Source organism: Azospirillum sp. TSH58, assembly GCF_003119115.1.
GTDB lineage: Bacteria > Pseudomonadota > Alphaproteobacteria > Azospirillales > Azospirillaceae > Azospirillum.
The window spans coordinates 917501-935511 of sequence record NZ_CP022367.1; the positions used below are offsets into that span (position 1 = coordinate 917501).

Genomic DNA, 18011 nt, shown 5'->3' on the forward strand with positions numbered 1-18011 from the left:
CACACCGCCGATTGGCACCTCGGGCAGACTCTGCACGGCTTCGCGCGCGAGCACGAGCATGCGCGATTCCTTGATTGGCTTCTCGACCGTCTCGAAGACCGGGCGGTCGATGCGCTGATCATCGCCGGAGACGTATTCGACGGGCAGAATCCCCCGATCCCGGCGCTCAGCCTGTTCTACCGGTTCCTGGCGAAGGCCAAGGCGCGCTGCCCGGCGCTGGACATCGTGGTGGTCGCCGGCAACCACGACAGCGGCAGCCGGCTGGAGGCGCCCTCCCCGCTGCTGACGGAAATGGGGGTGCGGGTGGTCGGCGCCCTGCCGGTGGACGAGGAGGGCGCCTTCGCGCCGGAGGGGCTGGTGGTTCCGCTGACCAGCCGCGACGGAACGGTCGCCGCGCGCTGCGTCGCGGTGCCCTACCTCCGCCCCGCCGATCTCCCGCCTCTGGGCGAGGAGGAGATCGCCGCCGGCGCCGACCCGCTGGTCGAGGGGGTGCGCCGGGTCTACGCCGACGCGGCGGAGGCCGGGCGGCGCGCCTTGCGGCCCGGCGAGGCGCTGATCCTCACCGGCCATTGCTACATGCGCGACGGCGCTCTGTCCGAACTCAGCGAGCGCAAGATCCTGGGCGGCAACCAGCACGCGCTGCCGGTCGACGTCTTCCCGGAGGACGCCGCCTATGTGGCGCTCGGCCACCTGCACCGGGCGCAGGCGGTGGGGACCCGCGACTCGGTGCGCTACAGCGGTTCCCCCCTGCCGCTGGCGGTGGACGAGGAGCCCTACCCGCATCAGGTGGTGCTGGCCGACATCGCGGAGGGACGGCTGGCCGGGGTCGAGTCCCTGCGGGTGCCCCGCTTCGTCGCCATCCGGCGCATCCCCGGCGGCGGACGGTTCGCGGCGCCGGAGGACGCGCTGGCGGCGCTGACCGCGCTGGAGCTGGACGAGGACCTGCCACGGGAGGGCTGGCCTTACATAGAGGTCTCGGTCGAACTGCCGGCGCCCCGGCCGGCCCTGCGCGAGGAGGTGGTCGCGGCGCTGGCCGGGCGACCGGCGCGGCTGGTGAAGCTGGCCCTGCGGCTGACCGGCAGCGGCGAGACGCTGGCCGAATCCGTGCCGCTGGCCGATCTGGCGGACCTCGCGCCGGAGGACGTGTTCCTGCGGCTCTACCGCCGCCATCACGAAGGCGAGCCGGAGCCGGCCTTGCTCGCCGCCTTCCATGAATTGGTCGCGACCGTCCAGGAGGGTGCGTGATGCGGATTCTGGCGGTTCGCGGCTGCAATCTGGCCAGCCTGGACGGGACCTTCGCGGTGGAACTGGCCGGAGGGCCGCTGCGCCACGCCGGCCTGTTCGCCATCACCGGCCCGACCGGGGCGGGAAAGAGCACCATCCTGGACGCGCTGTGCCTCGCCCTGTTCGACCGCATGCCCCGGCTGCCGGACGGGCGCGGCGTGGCGCTGGGCGCCAGCGGGGACACCGACGCCATCAGCACCACCGACGTGCGCAGCGTCCTGCGCCGCGGTGCCGGGGCCGGCTGGGCCGAGGTGGATTTCGCCGGGATCGACGGCGCCGCCTACCGGGCGCGCTGGGAGCTGCGGCGGGCCCGGCAGAACGCGCGCGGCCAGTTGCAGAAGCAGACGATGAGCCTAACCGCGCTTGCGGACGGCAAGCGGCTGGGCGACGGCAAGACCAGCGTGCTGGACGAGATCTCCAGCCGGCTGGGGCTGAGCTTCGAGCAGTTCCGCCGCGCCGTCCTGCTGGCCCAGGGCGATTTCGCCAACTTCCTGAAAGCCCCGGCGACCGAGCGCTCCGCCCTGCTGGAGCTGCTGACCGGCACCGAGATCTACTCCCGCATCTCCGTCGCCGCGCATGAGCGCTCCCGGGAGGAGCAGCGGGCGCTGGAGGCGCTGGAAGCGCAATGCGCGGGCATCGGCGTGCTGACCGACGACGAGCGCGCCGTCCTGGACGCCGAGGCCGGAGCGGCGGCCGAGGCGGTGCGCCAGGAGGAAGCGGCGTTCGAGCAGGCCCGCGCCACCGTCGCCTGGCATGAGCAGGACGCCCGGCTGGGCAAGGCGGAGATGGAGGCCGCCGCCGCGAGCGCACGGTCCGAAGAGGTTTGGCAGGAGGCCGCGGCGCGGCGGGAGGAGGCGGCCCTTCTGCGCCGGCTCCAGCCGCTGCGGGTCCGGTTGGGCGAGGCGGACCGCTGCGCCGCTGCGGCCTCGGAAGCCGGGGAGGCTCTGGCCCGAGCCCAGACCGCGGTGACGGAGGCGCAGGATCGGCTGGTCCATGCCGAGGCCCGTCATCGCGCGGTGCGCGGCGCCTACGAGACGGCCCGCAGCGCCATCGACGCCGCCGAGCCGGAGTTGGAACAGGCCGCCGCCCTCGATGCCGAGATCGCCGCGCTGGCCGGCCAACAGGCCGGGGCGCACGCGGACGCCGCAACGGCGGAGGCGGACGCCAGGGCCATCGGGGAGAGTTGGACCGCCATCCGGACGGCGCTGGACCAGGCGCGCGCCGAATCGGCGGAGCGGGAGGGCTGGCTGGCCGGCCAGACGGCCCTGCAGCCCGTGGCCGACCAGTGGGCGCGCTGGGACGCGCTGCTGCTGCGCCACCGCGACTCGGCGAGGGCCGTGCGGGAGGCGGAGGCGGAGGCTGCCCGCGCCGCCACGGAGGCCGCCGCCCACGAGGCGGAACGGATCCGCCTGTCCACCGTCCGGCGGGACGCCGCCGCGCGGCGGGACGAAGCGGAGCAAGCGCTGTCCGCGCTGAAGGCCGAGCCGGTGGAGTCGCTGGACACCCTGCGCGGCCGCCGCACGGCGCTGGCGGAGCGCCGCGACGGGCTGTCCGTGCTGTCTCAGTTGGCGGAGCGGGCCGCCCGGCTGGCCGCGGACGCCGCGGAGGCCGAGGCGGAACGCAAGCGGCAACGCACCGCCGCCGTGGAGGGGGAGATCCGCGCCGCGGAGATGAAGGCACGGCTGGACCAGCGCCGGGCGGCGTTGGAGGAGGCGGACACCACGCTCCACCGCCTGCGCCTTGCCCGCAGCGAGGGCGTGGCGTCGCTGCGCGCCCAGTTGGCGGACGGCGAGTCCTGCCCGGTCTGCGGTGCCACGGAGCATCCCTGGGGGGACGGGCACACGCCGCTCGACCAGCTGGCCGAGGACCAGGAACGCCACGTCGCCGCCCTGCGCGCCGAGGTCACCGGGTTGGCCACCGACCAGGGCGCCCACACCGCCGCCGCGAAGGCGGCGCTGGAACAGGCTGTGGTCCTGGATGGCCGGCTGGCCGCCCTGGCCGCGGACCGGACGGCCGTGGCGGAGCGCTGGGCGGAGCGGGCGCCCGGCTTCGGGCTGCCCGCCGAACCGGACGCGGAGACCGTCACCCGGCGGTTGGCCGAGGTGGACGTGGAACTGACAGCGGCCGGACAGGCCGAGGCGGCGGCGCTGGACCACAAGGCGCGGCTCGACGCCGCGGTGCAGGCCTGCCGGACGCGGGATGCGGCGCTGACCGAGGCCGAGCGGGCCATCGAGACGCGGACGCGCCAGCTCGACGCCGCCCGCCATGCCGAATCGCTCGCCGTGGCGCGGCGTGATCAGGCGGCGGACACGCGGACGGCGGTGCGGGCGGAGCTGGCCCAGCCCTTCGCCGGGCTGGAAGGCTGGGACAGCCGGCTCGACCGCGATCCGGAGGGGTTCCGCGAGAGCATCGGCGCGCGGGTCGCCGAGGTCCTGCGTCAGCGCGAGGGGTTGGCCCAAGCGCGGCGCGACGTGGAGGCCCTGGAGCGGCAGGCCGGCGCCAAGGCGGCGGAACTGGAAGGCGCGCGGCAAGCCGAACAGGCGGCGCGGCGGCGGTGCGAGGGGCTGGCCGCGGCGCTGGAGGAACGGCGCGGCGCACGGGGGTCCCTGCTGGGCGGACGCGCGGTCGCCGCGGTGAAGAAGGAGCTGACCGAGGCCTGTCGACGGACCGAGGCCCTGGTCGAGCAGGCCACGATCGCCCGGCAGGACGCGGCGGCCCGCCTGTCCGGGGCGGAGCAGACCGTCGCCACGCGGGGCGACTCCGCGCGCCGCTGCGCCGCCGAGGCGGAAGCGGCGGCCGACGCCCTGGCCGCCGCGGCGGAGCGCTGCGGCGTGACGGTGGAGGCGGCGCGCGCCCATCTGGTCCGGGACGAGGACTGGCTTACCGGGGAGGAACGGGCGCTCGCCGCCCTCGAGTCGGCGCGGCGCGAGACGGCGCTTCTGGCGGCGGAGCGGACGCGGCTGCGGCGGGAGCACCACGCCGCCGGACACCCCGCGCTCGGCGCCGAGGAGGCCGGCGAGGCCGTCGCCGAGACGGGCCGGCGCCTGCAGGAGGCCCGCGCCCGGCTGGGCGAGGCCCAGGCCCGGCTGCGCGCCGATATCGAGAATCGCGGACGCCTCGCCGCCGTGCTCGACCGGGTGGAGGCGCAGCGCAAGGCCCAGGGGCTGTGGGCGACCATGGCGCAGCTCATCGGCTCCGCCGACGGGCGAAAGCTGCGCAACTTCGCCCAGAGCCTCAGCCTCGACCTGCTGCTGGTGCAGGCGAACCGCTATCTGGCCGATCTCGCCCGCCGCTACCGGCTGGAACGGGTGGGCGGGGCCGATCTGGAGATCCAGGTGGTGGACGGCGAGATGGGCGACGAGCGGCGCGGCGTGCACAGCCTGTCCGGCGGCGAGATGTTCCTGGTGTCGCTGGCCCTGGCGCTCGGCCTGTCGGCCATGGCGGGGGGCAGCGGCGGCGGCGGGATCGGCACGCTGTTCATCGACGAGGGGTTCGGCACGCTGGACCCCGGCAGCCTGGATCTGGCGCTGTCCTGCCTGGAGGCGCTTCAGGCCACCGGGCGGCAGGTCGGCGTCATCAGCCACGTCCCGGCGCTGGTGGAGCGGATCGGCGTGCAGGTGCGCGTCACCCCGCAGGGCGGCGGGCGAAGCGCCGTGACGGTCACCCGCGGGACTCTGGCCGCCCCCTCACCGGACGCGGCGGCGGAGCGGGAACTGCTGCTGCCCCTGTAGGGCGTCCCAGGGGGCTTGGGATCGCCATGGAGACATGGAGGGAGGGTTGGAGCGTCCCTCCGTGTCTCTGTGCCCCCGTGGTAAGAGAGCCGTCAGGCCAGACGGAAGGCCAGATAACTGTCGGCACCCACCTGACCCGGCATGGTGATGACCGCGCCGACGGCTTTTCCGGTGAAGGTGATGCTGCCATCGATGGTGCCGTTGCCGTCGAAGTCGATGCGCACCGTGGCGCCCTCGTACCCGGTGGCGCCCTTCATCGCCTCCCAGGTGAGCTTCGACACCTCCTCCTTCCATCCCCAGGCGGTGCTCCATTCGCCCGGCTCGAAGTCGGTGATGGTGGACCAGGTCACCCCGGTGCCCCGCCCATCCAGGAAGAAGGTGTCGTTGCCCGCCCCGCCGGTCAGGAAGTTGGAACCGGTGCCGCCGTCCAGGACGTCGTCGCCGTCCTTCCCGTCCGCCGCATCGTCGCCGGCACCCAGATTCATGAAGTCGCCCAGCATGCTGCCGATCACCGCCTCGATGGATTTGGTGCCCAGATAGATGTTCTTCAGCGTCGTCAGCGGGCCGACATAGATCTCCATCTGCACTTCCCAGCCGGACACCCCGTTGTTCACGAAGGCCCGCCGCTGCGTGTCGGTCGGAGGCGCACCGGACGAGATGTAGGCGTCGTTGGCGGACAGCGCGTCCTTCAGCCAATAGGCGTGGCCGCCAAGCGAGGCGGCACCGACGGCGGTCGACACGACACCGACGGCAAAGGCGTTGTTTCCGGAGCTGTAATAGATCGGACCGCCGGAATTTCCGGGATTGATCTCCAGATCCGGGTTCACATAGTAGACGGTATCGACGCCCGACCGGCGGATGGAGCCGCTGTCGTAGATCTCGTAGCGATCGTATTTGGCGGGATAGCCCAGAACACTGACGGGCCCGCCGCTGAAGTTCCAGTCGATCCCGAAATAGCCGTAGGCGTCGCCGATGGGTTCGGACAAGGTCAGCAGCGCGACGTCGATCTCGGACCCGCTCTGGGTGGCGCGGTAGAAATCGCCGGTGATCAGCTTGCCGTCCGAATCCGGATCGAAGTTGGTGAAGAACTGCGACTTGGCAACGCCGTAGGCCTTGTTGTCGGATTTCCCCGGGTTGTAGGACGGGTAAATCTTCAGGCTGCTTGGCTTGCCGCCGAGAGCGGCGTTGTAGACGACGTGGGACGCGGTGATGACGTCGTTGCGGCCGACCAGGAAGCCCGAACCGATGTAGGTGCGGCTTCCCCAGGTGGCCTCGATGGAAACCACGGCGCGCGCCGGATATTGATCGTCACCGACCCTGTAGGACATTGGGATCGGTCCTTCCGCTGCATCTGGCACAGCAGCGGATGGTTGCAACCGACCGACAATGTCACGCCCGAGCCGTTCATTTCAACAGAGCGTGTCGCGCTGCGGGCGATTCCATCCGCAGCGCTCAACCCGTTCCGCCTCAGCCGCGGACAGGCCGCAGGACGAGATGCTTGTTCGACGGCACGGCCGGGGCCGAGGGACGCAGGACGAGTCCCTTGGAGGTCGGCTCGATGTTCGCGTCGGGATAGACGGCCATCACGTCCTTCAAAGCTTCCTTCAGGCGGAAGGCCAGGACGCGGTGCTCGCTGACCGAGCCGAAATGCTGCGACAGGGCGTGCCAGGGAACCACCGTCTGCTTGTCCAGCCGGTGCAGGCGGTGGACCAGCCACACATAGGCGTCGAGCGCGAGGGCGGAGTTCTTCAGCTTGGCGATGGCGTGCTCGTCGAGCGGGACGGCGTGTTCCATCAGATGCTCGAAGAAGCTCTGGGTCAGGCGGACGAAGCGCACCCACTCGCCGCCGGTGCGGAACAGGTCGGGCGTGTCCTCCTCGTCGCGCCACAGCTTGATGCCGTCGATCAGGCGCTGGTCGGAGATCTCCGCCGTGGAGGGGCCGGTGGTGGTGCGCAGGGTGAATTCGCTACGGGCGATCCGCAGCACCTGCTCGCGCACCGGTTTGTAGTTTCCGCGCTCGCCGCCCGTCGGGGCCAGCCCGAGACGGCGCAGCCACGCGCTCATGCTCGGCCCCAGATCGACGTGGGCGCTGCGTGTCTTGCGCGCCTCGGTCTGCAGGTAGATCATGATCAGGCGCGCCTTGGCGCCATAGGGAACCCCGACGTCCAGGACCGTGCCGTCGCGCAGCGGCAGGATGCCGGGGCGGACAACGAGCTGGTACTTGCCGTTGTTGCGCACCCAGGGCGCGGTCTCGTCCTTGGGCTTGCGGTGCGGCAGCGAGGCTTGGCAGAAGCCGGCGTGGAGATAGCCGATCGCGTCCATCTCGTTGGACAGCGCTTCATGGGCCATCATCACACGGCGGCGCTCCTTGGGGTCTTCGGTGCGGGCAAGAACCGCCTCGAATCCCTCCAGGGTAAGCTGCTCGTGGATTTTCGCCATGGGACCCCTCCGGCCTCGTTCGGTCACGTTCCTGTCATTTCAGAAAACACAAAATGTGGTGGCTGTGAAGCGCGTCCATCCCACGAATCGCTGAAGTTGCAACGGAAGCTGCAGATTCCGACTCAACTTCAGCGAAGCGGCCTTTTCTGACCCGGCCCATCCCTTCCCCCGCCGGCAACCGCCGAGCCGACGTTTCAAAATCAGCGTCGCCAACGGAGCACCTCCAGCCGGAAAGCCGCTTGTCCACAGCCGCACGGGCTTGTCCACGCTGAGTTGGAATCGCAACGGGCGAAACGGGCCGGATCGGTTCGCTGACTCCGCAACGGCGCGGACGCCGAAGTCGCAACGGGGACTCGCTCATCCACGCTGAAGACGAGTCACGAAAGGCGGTTATCCACGCTGAACTCGCAACCATGTCCTATATGAGTCCCTATAGGATTCTCCGGTTAGACCGGTTGCGCGGGTGCTGGCGCGACCCCCTTCGCTGAAAACGCAACGTCGCAGGGGTCGGAGAATCGCCAACCGGGCATTCGAGGGTGATCCGGACCCCCATCCTCCACCGACACGTGCACCGGGGCGAATGGACGGTTCCAGCCGCAGACCGTCAACTGTCAACCGGACCCGACGCTGAATTTGATACAAAGGCGACTCGGCTCCAACGCTGAATTGGTAACATTCGACTCGGAAACCCAAGGCTTTCCAGGGCTTAGCCGACTCGACGAGTCTCGCGCAGATCTTGCAACGCCGGCGCAAACCCTCGAATCGGCATACGACGCTGAATTTGAAACGGCAGACTCCAGGCGATTCAAGGGCCGAATCGAGACCGCACCCGCCACCCAACGCTGAATTGGTAACGCTTTGGAAAATGGGCTTGACGGGGTCACGGTCGATTCGACTACGGAACGGTTTTTCCCGGTCCGCCGCGGCCGGCGCAAGGCCCGCTTTTCTATGACCATAGTCCCATACGACGTCGCATGACCGCCGTTTCCACCGCCATTTGACGCAATTCGATGCGCTCCGGCTTGACCAGTTGCGTCACATTTTGCAAGAAAGGACCACTCACAGGGAAAGTCGGAGGCCCGATGAACGGGGAAGAACTGCGCGCCATCCGCGAACGGCGCGCCGAAGACCAGTTGAGCTTCGCGACATGGCTCAACGGCGCACTGAACCGCCGCTACGACCGCTCCCGGATCAGCCGGTGGGAAAGCGGGGCGGAGCGCATCCCCCAGCAGGTCGCCGGTTTCCTGGCGGGCCAGGGCGGCATGGCCGCCGTGCCGCAGAACGCCGGGGTGCCCAAGATGCAGCGCGCCGTGGTGGCCGTGGCGAATCAGAAGGGCGGCGTCGGCAAGACGACGACGGCGGTCAACCTGTCCTACGCGCTGTCCACGCTCGGCCTGAAGGTGATGCTTCTCGACAGCGACCCCCAGGGCAACGCCACCGTCCATATGGGGCTCGACCCCGGCGAGATCGAAACCCAGCGCAAGGGCATCTATAATGTCGTGCGCGGCGGGGCGTCCTTCGACAGCATCCTCCAGCCGGTGTGCGGCGGCGCCGTCATGCTCGCCCCGTCCAGCATCGGACTGGCCGCGGCGGAGACGGAGCTGGTGGCGGAGCCCGACAACTCCCTGGTCCTCAAGGAGAAGCTGGCGGAGGTGCGGAACCGTTACGATGTCATCGTGATCGACTGCCCGCCCAACCTCGGCCTTCTCACCATCAACGCGCTGGCGGCCAGCGATCTCGTGCTGATTCCCGTGCAGACCGAGGTGTTCGCCGGGCTCGGCGTGCCGCTGCTGCTGGAAACCATCGCCAAGATCCGCCGCCGTTCGAACCCGTCGCTGAACATCTTCGGCATCCTGCCGACCATGTTCTCGTCGCGTTTGACGCAGGATCAGGCCAGCCTGCGCGAGATTCAGGAGCATTACGAGGGGCGCACCCGCGTTCTGAACGCGGTGCCGCGCGCCACCCTGTTCGCCCAGGCGTCGGGCGCCGGCCGCCCGGCCATCGAGGCCGACCCGAATTCCAACAGCGTCCAGGCTTACGGCGAACTGGCGCGCGAACTGGCCGCCCACCTCCAGACTGCGGAAGACGCCCATGTCTCGTAAACTCGAACGGACCAGCACCCGCATTTTCGACAAGGCGGCGCAGCGCGGAGGGGACGCGCTGTTCGGGCTGTCCGCCGACTTCCCGCGGCTGATCGAGGTCGATCTCGACCGGGTGCACCCCAATCCCGACCAGCCGCGCCGCCATTTCGACGACCAGTCGCTGCAGGAGCTGGCCAACTCCATCGCCCGGCACGGGCTGAAGCAGCCGGTCCTGGTGCAGGATCTCGGCGACGGCGACTACCGGCTGATCGCCGGTGAGCGGCGCCTGCGCGCCTGCGGGTTGGCCGGGCGCCAGACCATCTTCGCCATCGTCACCGACGGCGATCCCGACGAGCTGGCGCTGATCGAGAACATCCAGCGCGTCGACCTCGACGCCATGGAGTTGGCCCGCGCCTTCGCCCGGCTGATCGAGCGGCACGACTACACGCACGAGGCGCTGGGGCAGGTGATCGGGCGCAGCCAGGCGGAGGTGACGCGCACCCTGTCGCTGCTGCGTCTGCCGGCCGACATCGTCGCTGAATTTGAAACGCGCCACCGCTCGGTGCCGAAAAGCATCCTGACGGAGATCGCCGCGGTGGACGATCCGGTCCTGCAGAGGAAGCTGTGGGACACGATCAAGGACGGCGGCACCGTCAAGGCGCTGCGCGAGGCCAAGCGCGCCCAGATGGGCGGCGGCGAGCCGGATTCCGCGGCGGCGGCGAAGGTTCAGCCGGCCCCGGCGGTGCGTTTCGTCTCCGCCGTCCAGCGCATCGCCAAGGACTTCTCCGCCGTCGATGCCGGGGAGCTGCGGGCGCACCGCAAGCAGCTCAGCGAGGCGCAATGGCAGGAGCTGCGCCGCCTTCACGCCCTACTCGATGAGCTGCTGGCCTGACCGTCAGCAACGCTGAATTTGTAACGGACACCCGCTGACGTCAGCGGCGGGTGTCAACTTCAGCGTCGATGACCCGCTTCACCTCGCGAAACCAGCGCAGCTTTTCCGCGAAGGGCAGGCGGGCGAGCCCGCTGGGCGAGGGCAGCACGACGTCCACCGGACCATTGAACAGGCTGTCCGGCTGCACGCCCCAGTCCGCCCGGTCACGCTCCGCGGCGGCGAGATAGACCCCCTTCCCCGTGTAGGCGATCACCCGTGGCCGGACCTCCGCGACCAGGGCGCGCAGCCGCGGCACGCCGCCGCGCAGCTCCGCGCGGCTGAGATCGGCGGCGCTCGGCGTCGCCCGCGCCACGAGGTTGGTGGAGCCCAGCCCGAAGTCCGGCAGGAGCCGGTCCTCCTCCGGGCGCAGCAGGCGCGGCGTCAAACCGGCCTCCGCCAGCAACTTCCAGAACTGGTTGCCCCGCCCCGCGTAATTGTGGCCGAGCAGGCCGGAGCGCGTCCCCGGATTGAATCCGACGAACAAAGCCTTCAGGCCGGGAGCGATGATGTCGGGAATCGGGCCTTCGGAATCGGTCATGTTGCGTCAACAGTGGAAAGCCGTGTCCGGCAACGCTGAATTTGAAACGCTCCTACTCCGCCGTCCGCCATTCGGCAAGAATCACCGGGGCGGCGAAGCCGGCGAGGATGGCCGCCAGCGTCACGAACAGCATCGCTCCCCAGGCGCTGTAGCCCAGAACCCCCAGCACGCCGCCCAGGAAGAAGGACCCGACGGTCGGCAGATGCGTCTTCAGCTTGTCGAGCGTCACCCGGACGCGATCCCGGCCGTTGCGGTGGTAGAGATCGTCGATCAGGTTGCCCAGCTCGATCCCGATGTCGGTGATCATGCCGGTGACGTGGGTGGTGCGGACGCGGGCGTTGGAGATGCGGGTGACGATGGCGTTCTGCAACCCCATCAGGAAGCTCAAGCCCATGACCAGCGCGGCGCCGCGAAGCTCGTGCAGCCAGACGTCGGCGGCGCCGAGCCCGGCTAGCAGGAGGGCTTCGAGGCAGACGCTGTAGGCGTAGATCGCCGACAGGCCGCGGCGCTGCCCGGCGTTGATGAGCATCGCCGACACCATCGCCCCGGCGATGAAGGTCGCCACGATCGCCAGCGCCATGCCGAAGGCGCCCATCTCGCCCAGAGCCAGATGATCGGCCATGGTCGAGACGGTGCCGGTCATGTGCGAGGAATAGAGGCCGGCGGCGTAGAACCCCGCGGCGTTGACGGCGCCGGCGATGCCCGCCAGCGACCAGGCCAGGCTGCGGTCCGCCGACACGCCACGATGCTCACCCTGCCGGACCAGCATGCCCCACTCCTTGAACCAGGCGGCGCGCCGGTTCGGACGTCCGCGCCGGGATCATAGCGAGGGCGGCACGCGCCGGGGACCCTCTGGTTTTCATGAGCATCAATGCGTTTTCCGGCAGGGCGGCATCGCAGCCCCACACCCCTCCTTCGTACGGAAGAGGCCAAAACCGCAAGCCTTCGTACATGACCGTACGATCACACGGCGGCGGAACGCTGGCGGGCTTCGTGGTGACCGCCGATCCGGACGGTCTGGCCAACGCGATCGCCCAAGGGGCCAAGCCTTGGGCCTTGGCTCCCCTCGGCCGGGTCGTTCATCGCCGCGGTGCGCCGTCTTCGCCGATGACGGCGTGATGCCTCCGGAGGATCGGCGACGAAAGGGGGCCTCGCTCCGCTCCGGCGCGATGGCGGCGGATTATAGGGACGAGGCCGGCATCCCGCACGCCTCGGCCGGAATTGCGACACCCCCGATCACCGGCTCACACATTGGACAAACAGACGGCTTGCCGCGACTCGCATGCTTTGGCACTGTTGAGGGAGACCCGCCGTCACCGGAGCGCTCGAGGGCCGACCCTCCGGTCCAGGAAGTGAATCGGCCGTTCCGTATAATCTCTGCCCGAAGCGCTTGATTTGAAACGCCTCACAGCTCGATCTGGGCGGCGGTAATGACGCTCTGGGCGATGTCGGCGACCCGGCGGCCCTGCTTCATGGCGGCCTTGCGCAGGGCGTTGTAGGCCGCCTCCTCCGTCAGGGATTTCTGCTGCATCAGGATGCCCTTCGCCCGCTCGATCAGCTTGCGGTCGGCGAGCTGCGTGCGGGCCTCGTCCCGTTCGCGTTTCAGCGTTTCAAAAGCAGCGAATCGCGCCAGCGCGGTTTCCAGGATCGGCCGCACGCGGGCGGGGTGCAGCCCGTCGAGGACGAAGGCGGCCACCCCGGCCTCCGCCGCCTGCGCCGCCGCCCCCGGCGGCGCTTTGTCGGCGAACAGGACGACGGCGCAGGCCCCGGACCGGGCCAGACGGAAGACGCCGTCCAGCGTCGCGGCGTCCAATGTTTCCAAAACAGCGACGACCGCGTCCGGCGCCAGCGCGGCGACGCGGGCGGGCAGATCGGCGAAGCCATGGAGCACGGCGATGCGGTCGCGGCCTCCCGCCCCGGCCAAGCCGTCCTCCACGGCCCGCGTCGCGCTGGCGTCGGGTCCGGCCACCAGGATGGTCAAGGGTTTGTTCGCCATGGCCGCTCCGCCCTCCCCTTCACACGACCTTATGCCGCCTTGACCGTCCCGTGATGCCCGCCTTCCAGGAAGTTCAGCAGCTCCTCCCGGTAGGCGTAGTAGCGGGGATGCTCCAGCAGAGCCTGCCGGGTCCGGGGGTGGGGGATGTCCACCTCCAGGATGTGGCCGATGCGGGCGTTCGGGCCGTTGGACATCATCACCACACGGTCGGCCAGCAGGATCGCCTCGTCAACGTCGTGGGTGACGCAGATGGCGGTGACCTGGGTGCGCGCCCACACCTCCATCAGCACCTCCTGAAGCTCCCAGCGGGTCAGGCTGTCCAGCATCCCGAAGGGCTCGTCCAGCAGCAGCAGCTTCGGCGACAGGGCGAAGGCCCGCGCGATGCCGACGCGCTGCTTCATGCCGTTGGACAGCTCCGCCGCCGTCTTGTGCATGGCGTCGCCCAGCCCGACGCGCGACAGGTAGTAGCGGGCGATGTCGTTGCGCTCCCCCCGGCCGGCCTGCGGGTAGACGCGGTCCACCCCCAGCATGACGTTCTCCAGCGCGGTCAGCCAGGGGAACAGGCTGGGCGCCTGGAAGACCACCGCGCGGTCGGGGCCGGCGCCGGTCACCTCCTTGCCGTCCAGAACGATGCCGCCGCTGGACACGTCGGCCAGCCCGGCGACCATCGACAGGACGGTGGACTTGCCGCAGCCCGAATGGCCGATCAGGGAGATGAACTCCCCCTTGCGCATCTTCAGGTCGAAGCCGTCCACCACGGTCAGCGGCCCCTTCGGCGTGGCGAAGGTCTTGGTGACCCGGCTGAACTCGACGTAGCGGTCGTCGGACAGGCCGCCGGGCTGGCCCAACAGATTCAAATTGGCCAGATAGGACTTCGGCGGCGGGGCGGCGGTGATGGGAGTGACCGCCGGCAGAGTCAGGCTCTCGTCCACCGCGGCGGCGGCGCGGCTGGCCCCGGCCTCCATCAGCCAGGCCGTGACCTCGGCGCGCAGGCGCTTGAAAGCCGGATCATGGTTCACGGCGGTGCGGTCGCGCGGGCGCGGCAGGTCGACCGCGAAGGCCGGGCCGAGCGTCGCCCCCGGACCCGGCGTCAGCGGGATGATGCGGTCGGCCAGCAGGATCGCCTCGTCCACGTCGTTGGTGATGAGGACGACGGTCTTGCGGTCCTTGCGCCAGATCGCCTCGATCTCGTCCTGCAGCTTGGCGCGGGTCAGCGCGTCCAGCGCCGACAGCGGCTCGTCGAGCAGCAGCATTTCCGGGCTCATGGCGAGCGCGCGGGCGAAGCCGACACGCTGGCGCATGCCGCCCGACAGCTCCTTGGGGCGGCGGTCGGTGGCGTGGCCCAGCCCCACCGTCTCCACCGCCCGGCGGGTCAGCGCGCCGCGCTCCGGCGACGGCTTGCCCTTGTGCACGGCGTCCACGGCCAGCGCCACGTTGTCCTTCACGCTGAGCCAGGGCATCAGCGAGTAGTTCTGGAACACGACGCCGCGCTCCGCCCCCGGCCCGCGCACCGGCTGGCCGCGGAACAGGACCTCGCCGGCATCGGGGGCGGCCAGCCCGCCCATCAGGTTGACCAGCGTGGTCTTGCCGGCGCCGGAGAAGCCGACGATGGCGACGAACTCCCCCTCCGCGATGGTCAGGTCGATGCCGCGCAGCACCGGGGTCCCCCCGTAGGACTTCGCGACGTTCTTCAGCTCAAGGATGGCCATGCTCGGGGACTCCTCAGCGGGTGCCGGTGTGGGAAACGGCGGCCTGGAAGGCCAGCATGACGCGGTCGAGCAGGAAGCCGATCAGGCCGATGGTGAAGACCGCCACCATGATGCGGGCGAGCGAGGAGGAGGAGCCGTTCTGGAACTCGTCCCACACGAACTTGCCGAGGCCGGGATTCTGGGCCAGCATCTCCGCCGCGATCAGCACCATCCAGCCCACGCCCAGCGACAGCCGAAGCCCGGTGAAGATGTAGGGCAGCGCCGAGGGCAGCACGAGCCGGCGCACCATCGTCGGGCCGGACAGTTGCAGCACCTTGCCCACGTTCATCAGGTCCTTGTCGATGGACGACACGCCGACCGCCGTGTTGATCAGCGTCGGCCACAGCGAGCAGAGCGTGACCGTGACGGCCGAGGTCAGGAAGGACTTCTCGAAGGTCGGGTTGTCGCTCGACACGGTGGCGCTGACCACCATGGTGACCAGCGGCAGCCAGGCCAGCGGCGACACCGGCTTGAAGATCTGGATCAGCGGGTTCATCGCCGCGTTGACCGTGCGCGACAGGCCGCAGGCCACCCCCAGCGGCACCGCCACCAGGGCGCCCAGCAGGAAGCCGGTGAAGACCGTCTTCAGGCTGGTGACGATCTGGTCCAGATAGGTCGGCTTGCCGGCGTAGGGGCGGCTCTTCACCTCGGCGGCCGGGTCCTTGGCCAGCAGCTCGGCGTTGCGCTTGGCCTGCCGGTCGTAGAAGGCGGCCTCCTTGGCGCGCTCGGCCTGATGGTCGGCGTGGAGATTGCCCACCTGCTCCCACACCTGGGCCGGGCCGGGGATGGCGCCCAGGCTGGTGTTCACCTGCGGCGCCAGCCACGCCCAGGCGGCGAGGAACAGCATCAGGGCGGTCAGCGGCACGCCCATCTGCTGCCACAACTCCCGCCCCTGCTGGCGCGGGCTGTCCCCGGCGGCCATGCGGAGCAGCGGTGTGAGCCAGCCGAACCCGACGATTTGCAGGGCGGCGGCGGCGCGGTTCAGGCTGTGGGCGAGGCGGGCCTTGCGCCGGGCGCGCAGCGCCTCGGCGGAGGACAGGGTGGAGGCTTCGGTCACGCTGGTCATGGGGTGATCTTTCTGTTTGGCGCGGGGCGCCGATGCCCCCCTCCCAACCTCCCCCCGCTACGCAGGGGGAGGGGCGGATTCCCTCCCCTGCGTAGCGGGGGAGGGTTAGGGAGGGGGCCCGTCGCAGCCACTGCGCAGGTCGTCCGTGGGGGAAGCGCTCAACCGCCGACCAGTTGCCCGCCCTGCACCGCCTGCCCGCCCTTCAGGCCGATGGGCAGCTTCGTCAGGTACTCGTTGGGCTTGCGGCCGTCGTAGGCGATGCCGTCGATGAAGCCCTCGTCCAGCGGCTTGTAGCCGTCGCTGGCCCAGGGGAAGTCGGCCTCCTTGGCCTTGCCCTCCTCCACCAGCAGCCGCGCGGCCTTCAGGTAGATTTCCGGCTTGTAGACCTTGCGGGCGGTCTCGTCGTACCAGGAGTCCGGCTTGGCCTCGGCGATCTGGCCCCAGCGGCGCATCTGGGTCAGGTACCAGACGGCGTCGGAGTAGAAGGGATAGGTGGCGTTGTAGCGGAAGAAGACGTTGAAGTCGGGAACCGCCCGCTTGTCGCCCTTCTCATACTCGAAGGTGCCGGTCATCGAGTTGGCGATGACCTTGGCGTCGGCGCCCACATACTCCGACTTCGCCAGGATCTTCACCGCCTCGGCGCGGTTGGCGTTGTTGTTCTCGTCCAGCCACATGGCGGCGCGGATCAGCGCCTTGACCAGCGCCAGATGGGTCTTGGGGTTCTTGGCGGCCCAGCCCTCGGTGACGCCGAAGACCTTCTCCGGGTTGTTCTTCCAGATCTCGGTGTCGGTGATGACCGGCACGCCGATGCCCTTCATCACCGCCTGCTGGTTCCACGGCTCGCCGACGCTGTAGCCGAAGATGGTCCCGGCCTCCAGCGTCGCCGGCATCTGCGGCGGCGGGGTGACGGAGAGCAGGGCGTCGGCCTGGATTTGCCCCGACACGTCGTTGGGGGCGTAGTAGCCGGGGTTGATGCCGCCGGCGGCCAGCCAGTAGCGAAGCTCGTAATTGTGGGTGGAGACGGGGAAGACCATGCCCATGGTGAAGGGCTTGCCCTCCGCCCGGTACTGGGCGATGACCGGCTTCAGAGCGTCGGCCTTGATCGGGTGCAGCGGCTTGCCATCCGGCCCCGTGGGCAGGTTGGGCTTCATCCGCTCCCACACCTCGTTGGACAGGGTGATGCCGTTGCCGTTCAAGTCCATGGAGAAGGCGGTCACCACGTTGGCCTGGGTGCCGAAGCCGATGGTGGCGCCCAGCGGCTGGCCGGCCAGCATGTGGGCGCCGTCCAGCTCCCCGGAGATCACGCGGTCGAGCAGCACCTTCCAGTTGGCCTGCGGCTCCAGCGTCACCGACAGGCCCTCGTCCTCGAAGAAGCCCTTCTCCGCGGCGATGGCGAGCGGGGCCATGTCGGTCAGCTTGATGAAGCCCAGCTTGAGCTGGTCCTTCTCCACGTCGAGCGGAGCGGCCTGGGCGGAGCCGAGCATCAGCGCCAGCGTGGCGGCGGCGGACAGCAGGGCGGTGCGGGGGGAGGCGGGAAGTCGGATCACGTCTCGGGTCACGTCTCGCGTCACGTTGGTCGCTCCATCTCTCGTTCCGGACCCCCGCGGCACGCCCGACCTCGATCCAACGCCCCACCGGCGACGCGCCGTTGAGGGCTCTCCAGCCATGAAGGGCTGTCGAACCGGGTCAGCGACGGTGCCGAGGGGCCCAACCTTGGGCGTATGGGATGGACGCACCGCCGTTGGCGCGTCCCCCCGTTCCTCTCGCAAGGGCCATGCCAAAGGCTGAATGACCTTCCAAACAGGGCCGAAAGTCTTTGTTTCTGCGGCTTTGACGCGAATTGCCTATTCTTTGTGCTGGTACCTTGGTGGTGACGCATTGCACAATTTGTCGGCTTTCGGACCGCTTTTTGTTCGAAGCGGGACAAAAGCGCGTGTTCGGGTCCTGACACTCCCGTCATCCGTTGACGGCGGCGGGGCCTTGCAAATGGCGGAAATCCGCCGTTCCGGTCCCTGTCTCATACCTTGGTGCCGGTGTTGGCACGCGGCTTGCCAGAAGGGTGGGCAGATCAGGGCCAGGGCAACGGCGCCATGGCCGGTTCGACGGCGAACCACCCGGACAACGGCGTCCGAAACCCTGGGAATCCCGCGGGAATCCCCAGGGCTTCGGGCGCCTTTTTCTTTTCGGCCTCGCGGCC

At 69.9% G+C, this 18011-nt stretch carries 13 protein-coding genes (1 of these 13 cut by a window edge); 5 read left to right on the forward strand and 8 right to left on the reverse strand.

The genetic code is table 11. The features are described from left to right. Together TSH58p_RS25650 and TSH58p_RS25655 are read left to right on the forward strand one after the other, a co-directional pair. A protein-coding gene (locus tag TSH58p_RS25650) for an exonuclease SbcCD subunit D (protein WP_199230080.1) crosses the window boundary here: on the forward strand, positions 1-1245 show its 3' portion. 30 nt of this gene lie to the left of the window's left edge; 1245 of the gene's 1275 nt are visible here — the last part of the coding sequence; the start codon falls outside the window, past its left edge; the stop codon is at positions 1243-1245. Continuing rightward, positions 1245-5015 (forward strand): AAA family ATPase, encoded by a 3771-nt coding sequence (locus TSH58p_RS25655; protein WP_109069211.1) that lies wholly within the window; start codon positions 1245-1247, stop codon positions 5013-5015. The genes TSH58p_RS25650 and TSH58p_RS25655 overlap by 1 nt, the downstream gene beginning before the upstream one ends. Positions 5016-5107: 92 nt before the next feature. Here TSH58p_RS25655 and TSH58p_RS25660 read toward each other — a convergent pair whose 3' ends face one another. Continuing rightward, positions 5108-6343: a serine protease gene (locus TSH58p_RS25660; RefSeq protein ID WP_109069210.1), complete on the reverse strand. Its 1236-nt coding sequence runs from the start codon at positions 6341-6343 to the stop codon at positions 5108-5110. Positions 6344-6482: 139 nt separating this feature from the next. Further along, positions 6483-7454 carry a replication protein RepA gene (locus TSH58p_RS25665; RefSeq protein ID WP_014197970.1) on the reverse strand — a complete coding sequence of 324 codons (972 nt, stop codon included), beginning with the start codon at positions 7452-7454 and terminating at the stop codon, positions 6483-6485. A 1082-nt stretch (positions 7455-8536) separates the two neighbouring features. Between TSH58p_RS25665 and TSH58p_RS25670 the strand changes: the two genes are divergently transcribed. Together TSH58p_RS25670 and TSH58p_RS25675 are read left to right on the forward strand one after the other, a co-directional pair. Further along, positions 8537-9556, forward strand: a complete 1020-nt coding sequence (locus TSH58p_RS25670) for a ParA family protein (protein ID WP_014197973.1) — start codon at positions 8537-8539, stop codon at positions 9554-9556. Then, a complete protein-coding gene (locus tag TSH58p_RS25675) occupies positions 9546-10427 on the forward strand; it encodes a ParB/RepB/Spo0J family partition protein (RefSeq protein WP_109069209.1) in 882 nt (293 codons plus the stop codon). The genes TSH58p_RS25670 and TSH58p_RS25675 overlap by 11 nt, the downstream gene beginning before the upstream one ends. A gap of 40 nt (positions 10428-10467) precedes the next feature. On the opposite strand, the gene TSH58p_RS25680 is transcribed toward TSH58p_RS25675, so the two are convergent. Together TSH58p_RS25680 and TSH58p_RS25685 are read right to left on the reverse strand one after the other, a co-directional pair. Continuing rightward, entirely contained in the window at positions 10468-11004 is a 537-nt protein-coding gene (locus tag TSH58p_RS25680; protein ID WP_109069208.1) for a mismatch-specific DNA-glycosylase, read from the reverse strand. Between the two features lie 52 nt (positions 11005-11056). Further along, positions 11057-11773 carry a YoaK family protein gene (locus tag TSH58p_RS25685; RefSeq protein ID WP_014197976.1) on the reverse strand — a complete coding sequence of 239 codons (717 nt, stop codon included), beginning with the start codon at positions 11771-11773 and terminating at the stop codon, positions 11057-11059. Positions 11774-11955: 182 nt separating this feature from the next. Between TSH58p_RS25685 and TSH58p_RS33690 the strand changes: the two genes are divergently transcribed. Then, positions 11956-12123 carry a hypothetical protein gene (locus TSH58p_RS33690; protein WP_199230079.1) on the forward strand — a complete coding sequence of 56 codons (168 nt, stop codon included), beginning with the start codon at positions 11956-11958 and terminating at the stop codon, positions 12121-12123. A 286-nt stretch (positions 12124-12409) separates the two neighbouring features. Here TSH58p_RS33690 and TSH58p_RS25690 read toward each other — a convergent pair whose 3' ends face one another. The 4 genes from TSH58p_RS25690 to TSH58p_RS25705 form a co-directional block, all read right to left on the reverse strand. Then, positions 12410-13000, reverse strand: coding sequence for an ANTAR domain-containing response regulator (locus TSH58p_RS25690; RefSeq protein ID WP_109069207.1), 591 nt, complete (start codon positions 12998-13000; stop codon positions 12410-12412). A gap of 29 nt (positions 13001-13029) precedes the next feature. Beyond that, a complete protein-coding gene (locus TSH58p_RS25695) occupies positions 13030-14709 on the reverse strand; it encodes an ABC transporter ATP-binding protein (protein WP_109069206.1) in 1680 nt (559 codons plus the stop codon). Positions 14710-14722: 13 nt separating this feature from the next. Then, positions 14723-15814 carry an ABC transporter permease gene (locus TSH58p_RS25700; RefSeq protein ID WP_109069205.1) on the reverse strand — a complete coding sequence of 364 codons (1092 nt, stop codon included), beginning with the start codon at positions 15812-15814 and terminating at the stop codon, positions 14723-14725. A 158-nt stretch (positions 15815-15972) separates the two neighbouring features. After that, positions 15973-17298 (reverse strand): CmpA/NrtA family ABC transporter substrate-binding protein, encoded by a 1326-nt coding sequence (locus tag TSH58p_RS25705; protein ID WP_247895568.1) that lies wholly within the window; start codon positions 17296-17298, stop codon positions 15973-15975. Positions 17299-18011: the final 713 nt, after the last annotated feature.

Excerpts from the sequence above, each read along its gene's own strand:
- TSH58p_RS25690 (WP_109069207.1), bottom strand. The coding sequence starts at position 13,000 with ATGGCGAACAAACCCTTGACCATCCTGGTGGCCGGACCCGACGCCAGC.
- TSH58p_RS25675 (WP_109069209.1), top strand. The coding sequence starts at position 9,546 with ATGTCTCGTAAACTCGAACGGACCAGCACCCGCATTTTCGACAAGGCG.
- TSH58p_RS25695 (WP_109069206.1), bottom strand. The coding sequence starts at position 14,709 with ATGGCCATCCTTGAGCTGAAGAACGTCGCGAAGTCCTACGGGGGGACC.
- TSH58p_RS33690 (WP_199230079.1), top strand. The coding sequence starts at position 11,956 with ATGACCGTACGATCACACGGCGGCGGAACGCTGGCGGGCTTCGTGGTG.
- TSH58p_RS25680 (WP_109069208.1), bottom strand. The coding sequence starts at position 11,004 with ATGACCGATTCCGAAGGCCCGATTCCCGACATCATCGCTCCCGGCCTG.
- TSH58p_RS25685 (WP_014197976.1), bottom strand. The coding sequence starts at position 11,773 with ATGCTGGTCCGGCAGGGTGAGCATCGTGGCGTGTCGGCGGACCGCAGC.
- TSH58p_RS25705 (WP_247895568.1), bottom strand. The coding sequence starts at position 17,298 with ATGCTCGGCTCCGCCCAGGCCGCTCCGCTCGACGTGGAGAAGGACCAG.
- TSH58p_RS25660 (WP_109069210.1), bottom strand. The coding sequence starts at position 6,343 with ATGTCCTACAGGGTCGGTGACGATCAATATCCGGCGCGCGCCGTGGTT.
- TSH58p_RS25665 (WP_014197970.1), bottom strand. The coding sequence starts at position 7,454 with ATGGCGAAAATCCACGAGCAGCTTACCCTGGAGGGATTCGAGGCGGTT.
- TSH58p_RS25655 (WP_109069211.1), top strand. The coding sequence starts at position 1,245 with ATGCGGATTCTGGCGGTTCGCGGCTGCAATCTGGCCAGCCTGGACGGG.
- TSH58p_RS25700 (WP_109069205.1), bottom strand. The coding sequence starts at position 15,814 with ATGACCAGCGTGACCGAAGCCTCCACCCTGTCCTCCGCCGAGGCGCTG.
- TSH58p_RS25670 (WP_014197973.1), top strand. The coding sequence starts at position 8,537 with ATGAACGGGGAAGAACTGCGCGCCATCCGCGAACGGCGCGCCGAAGAC.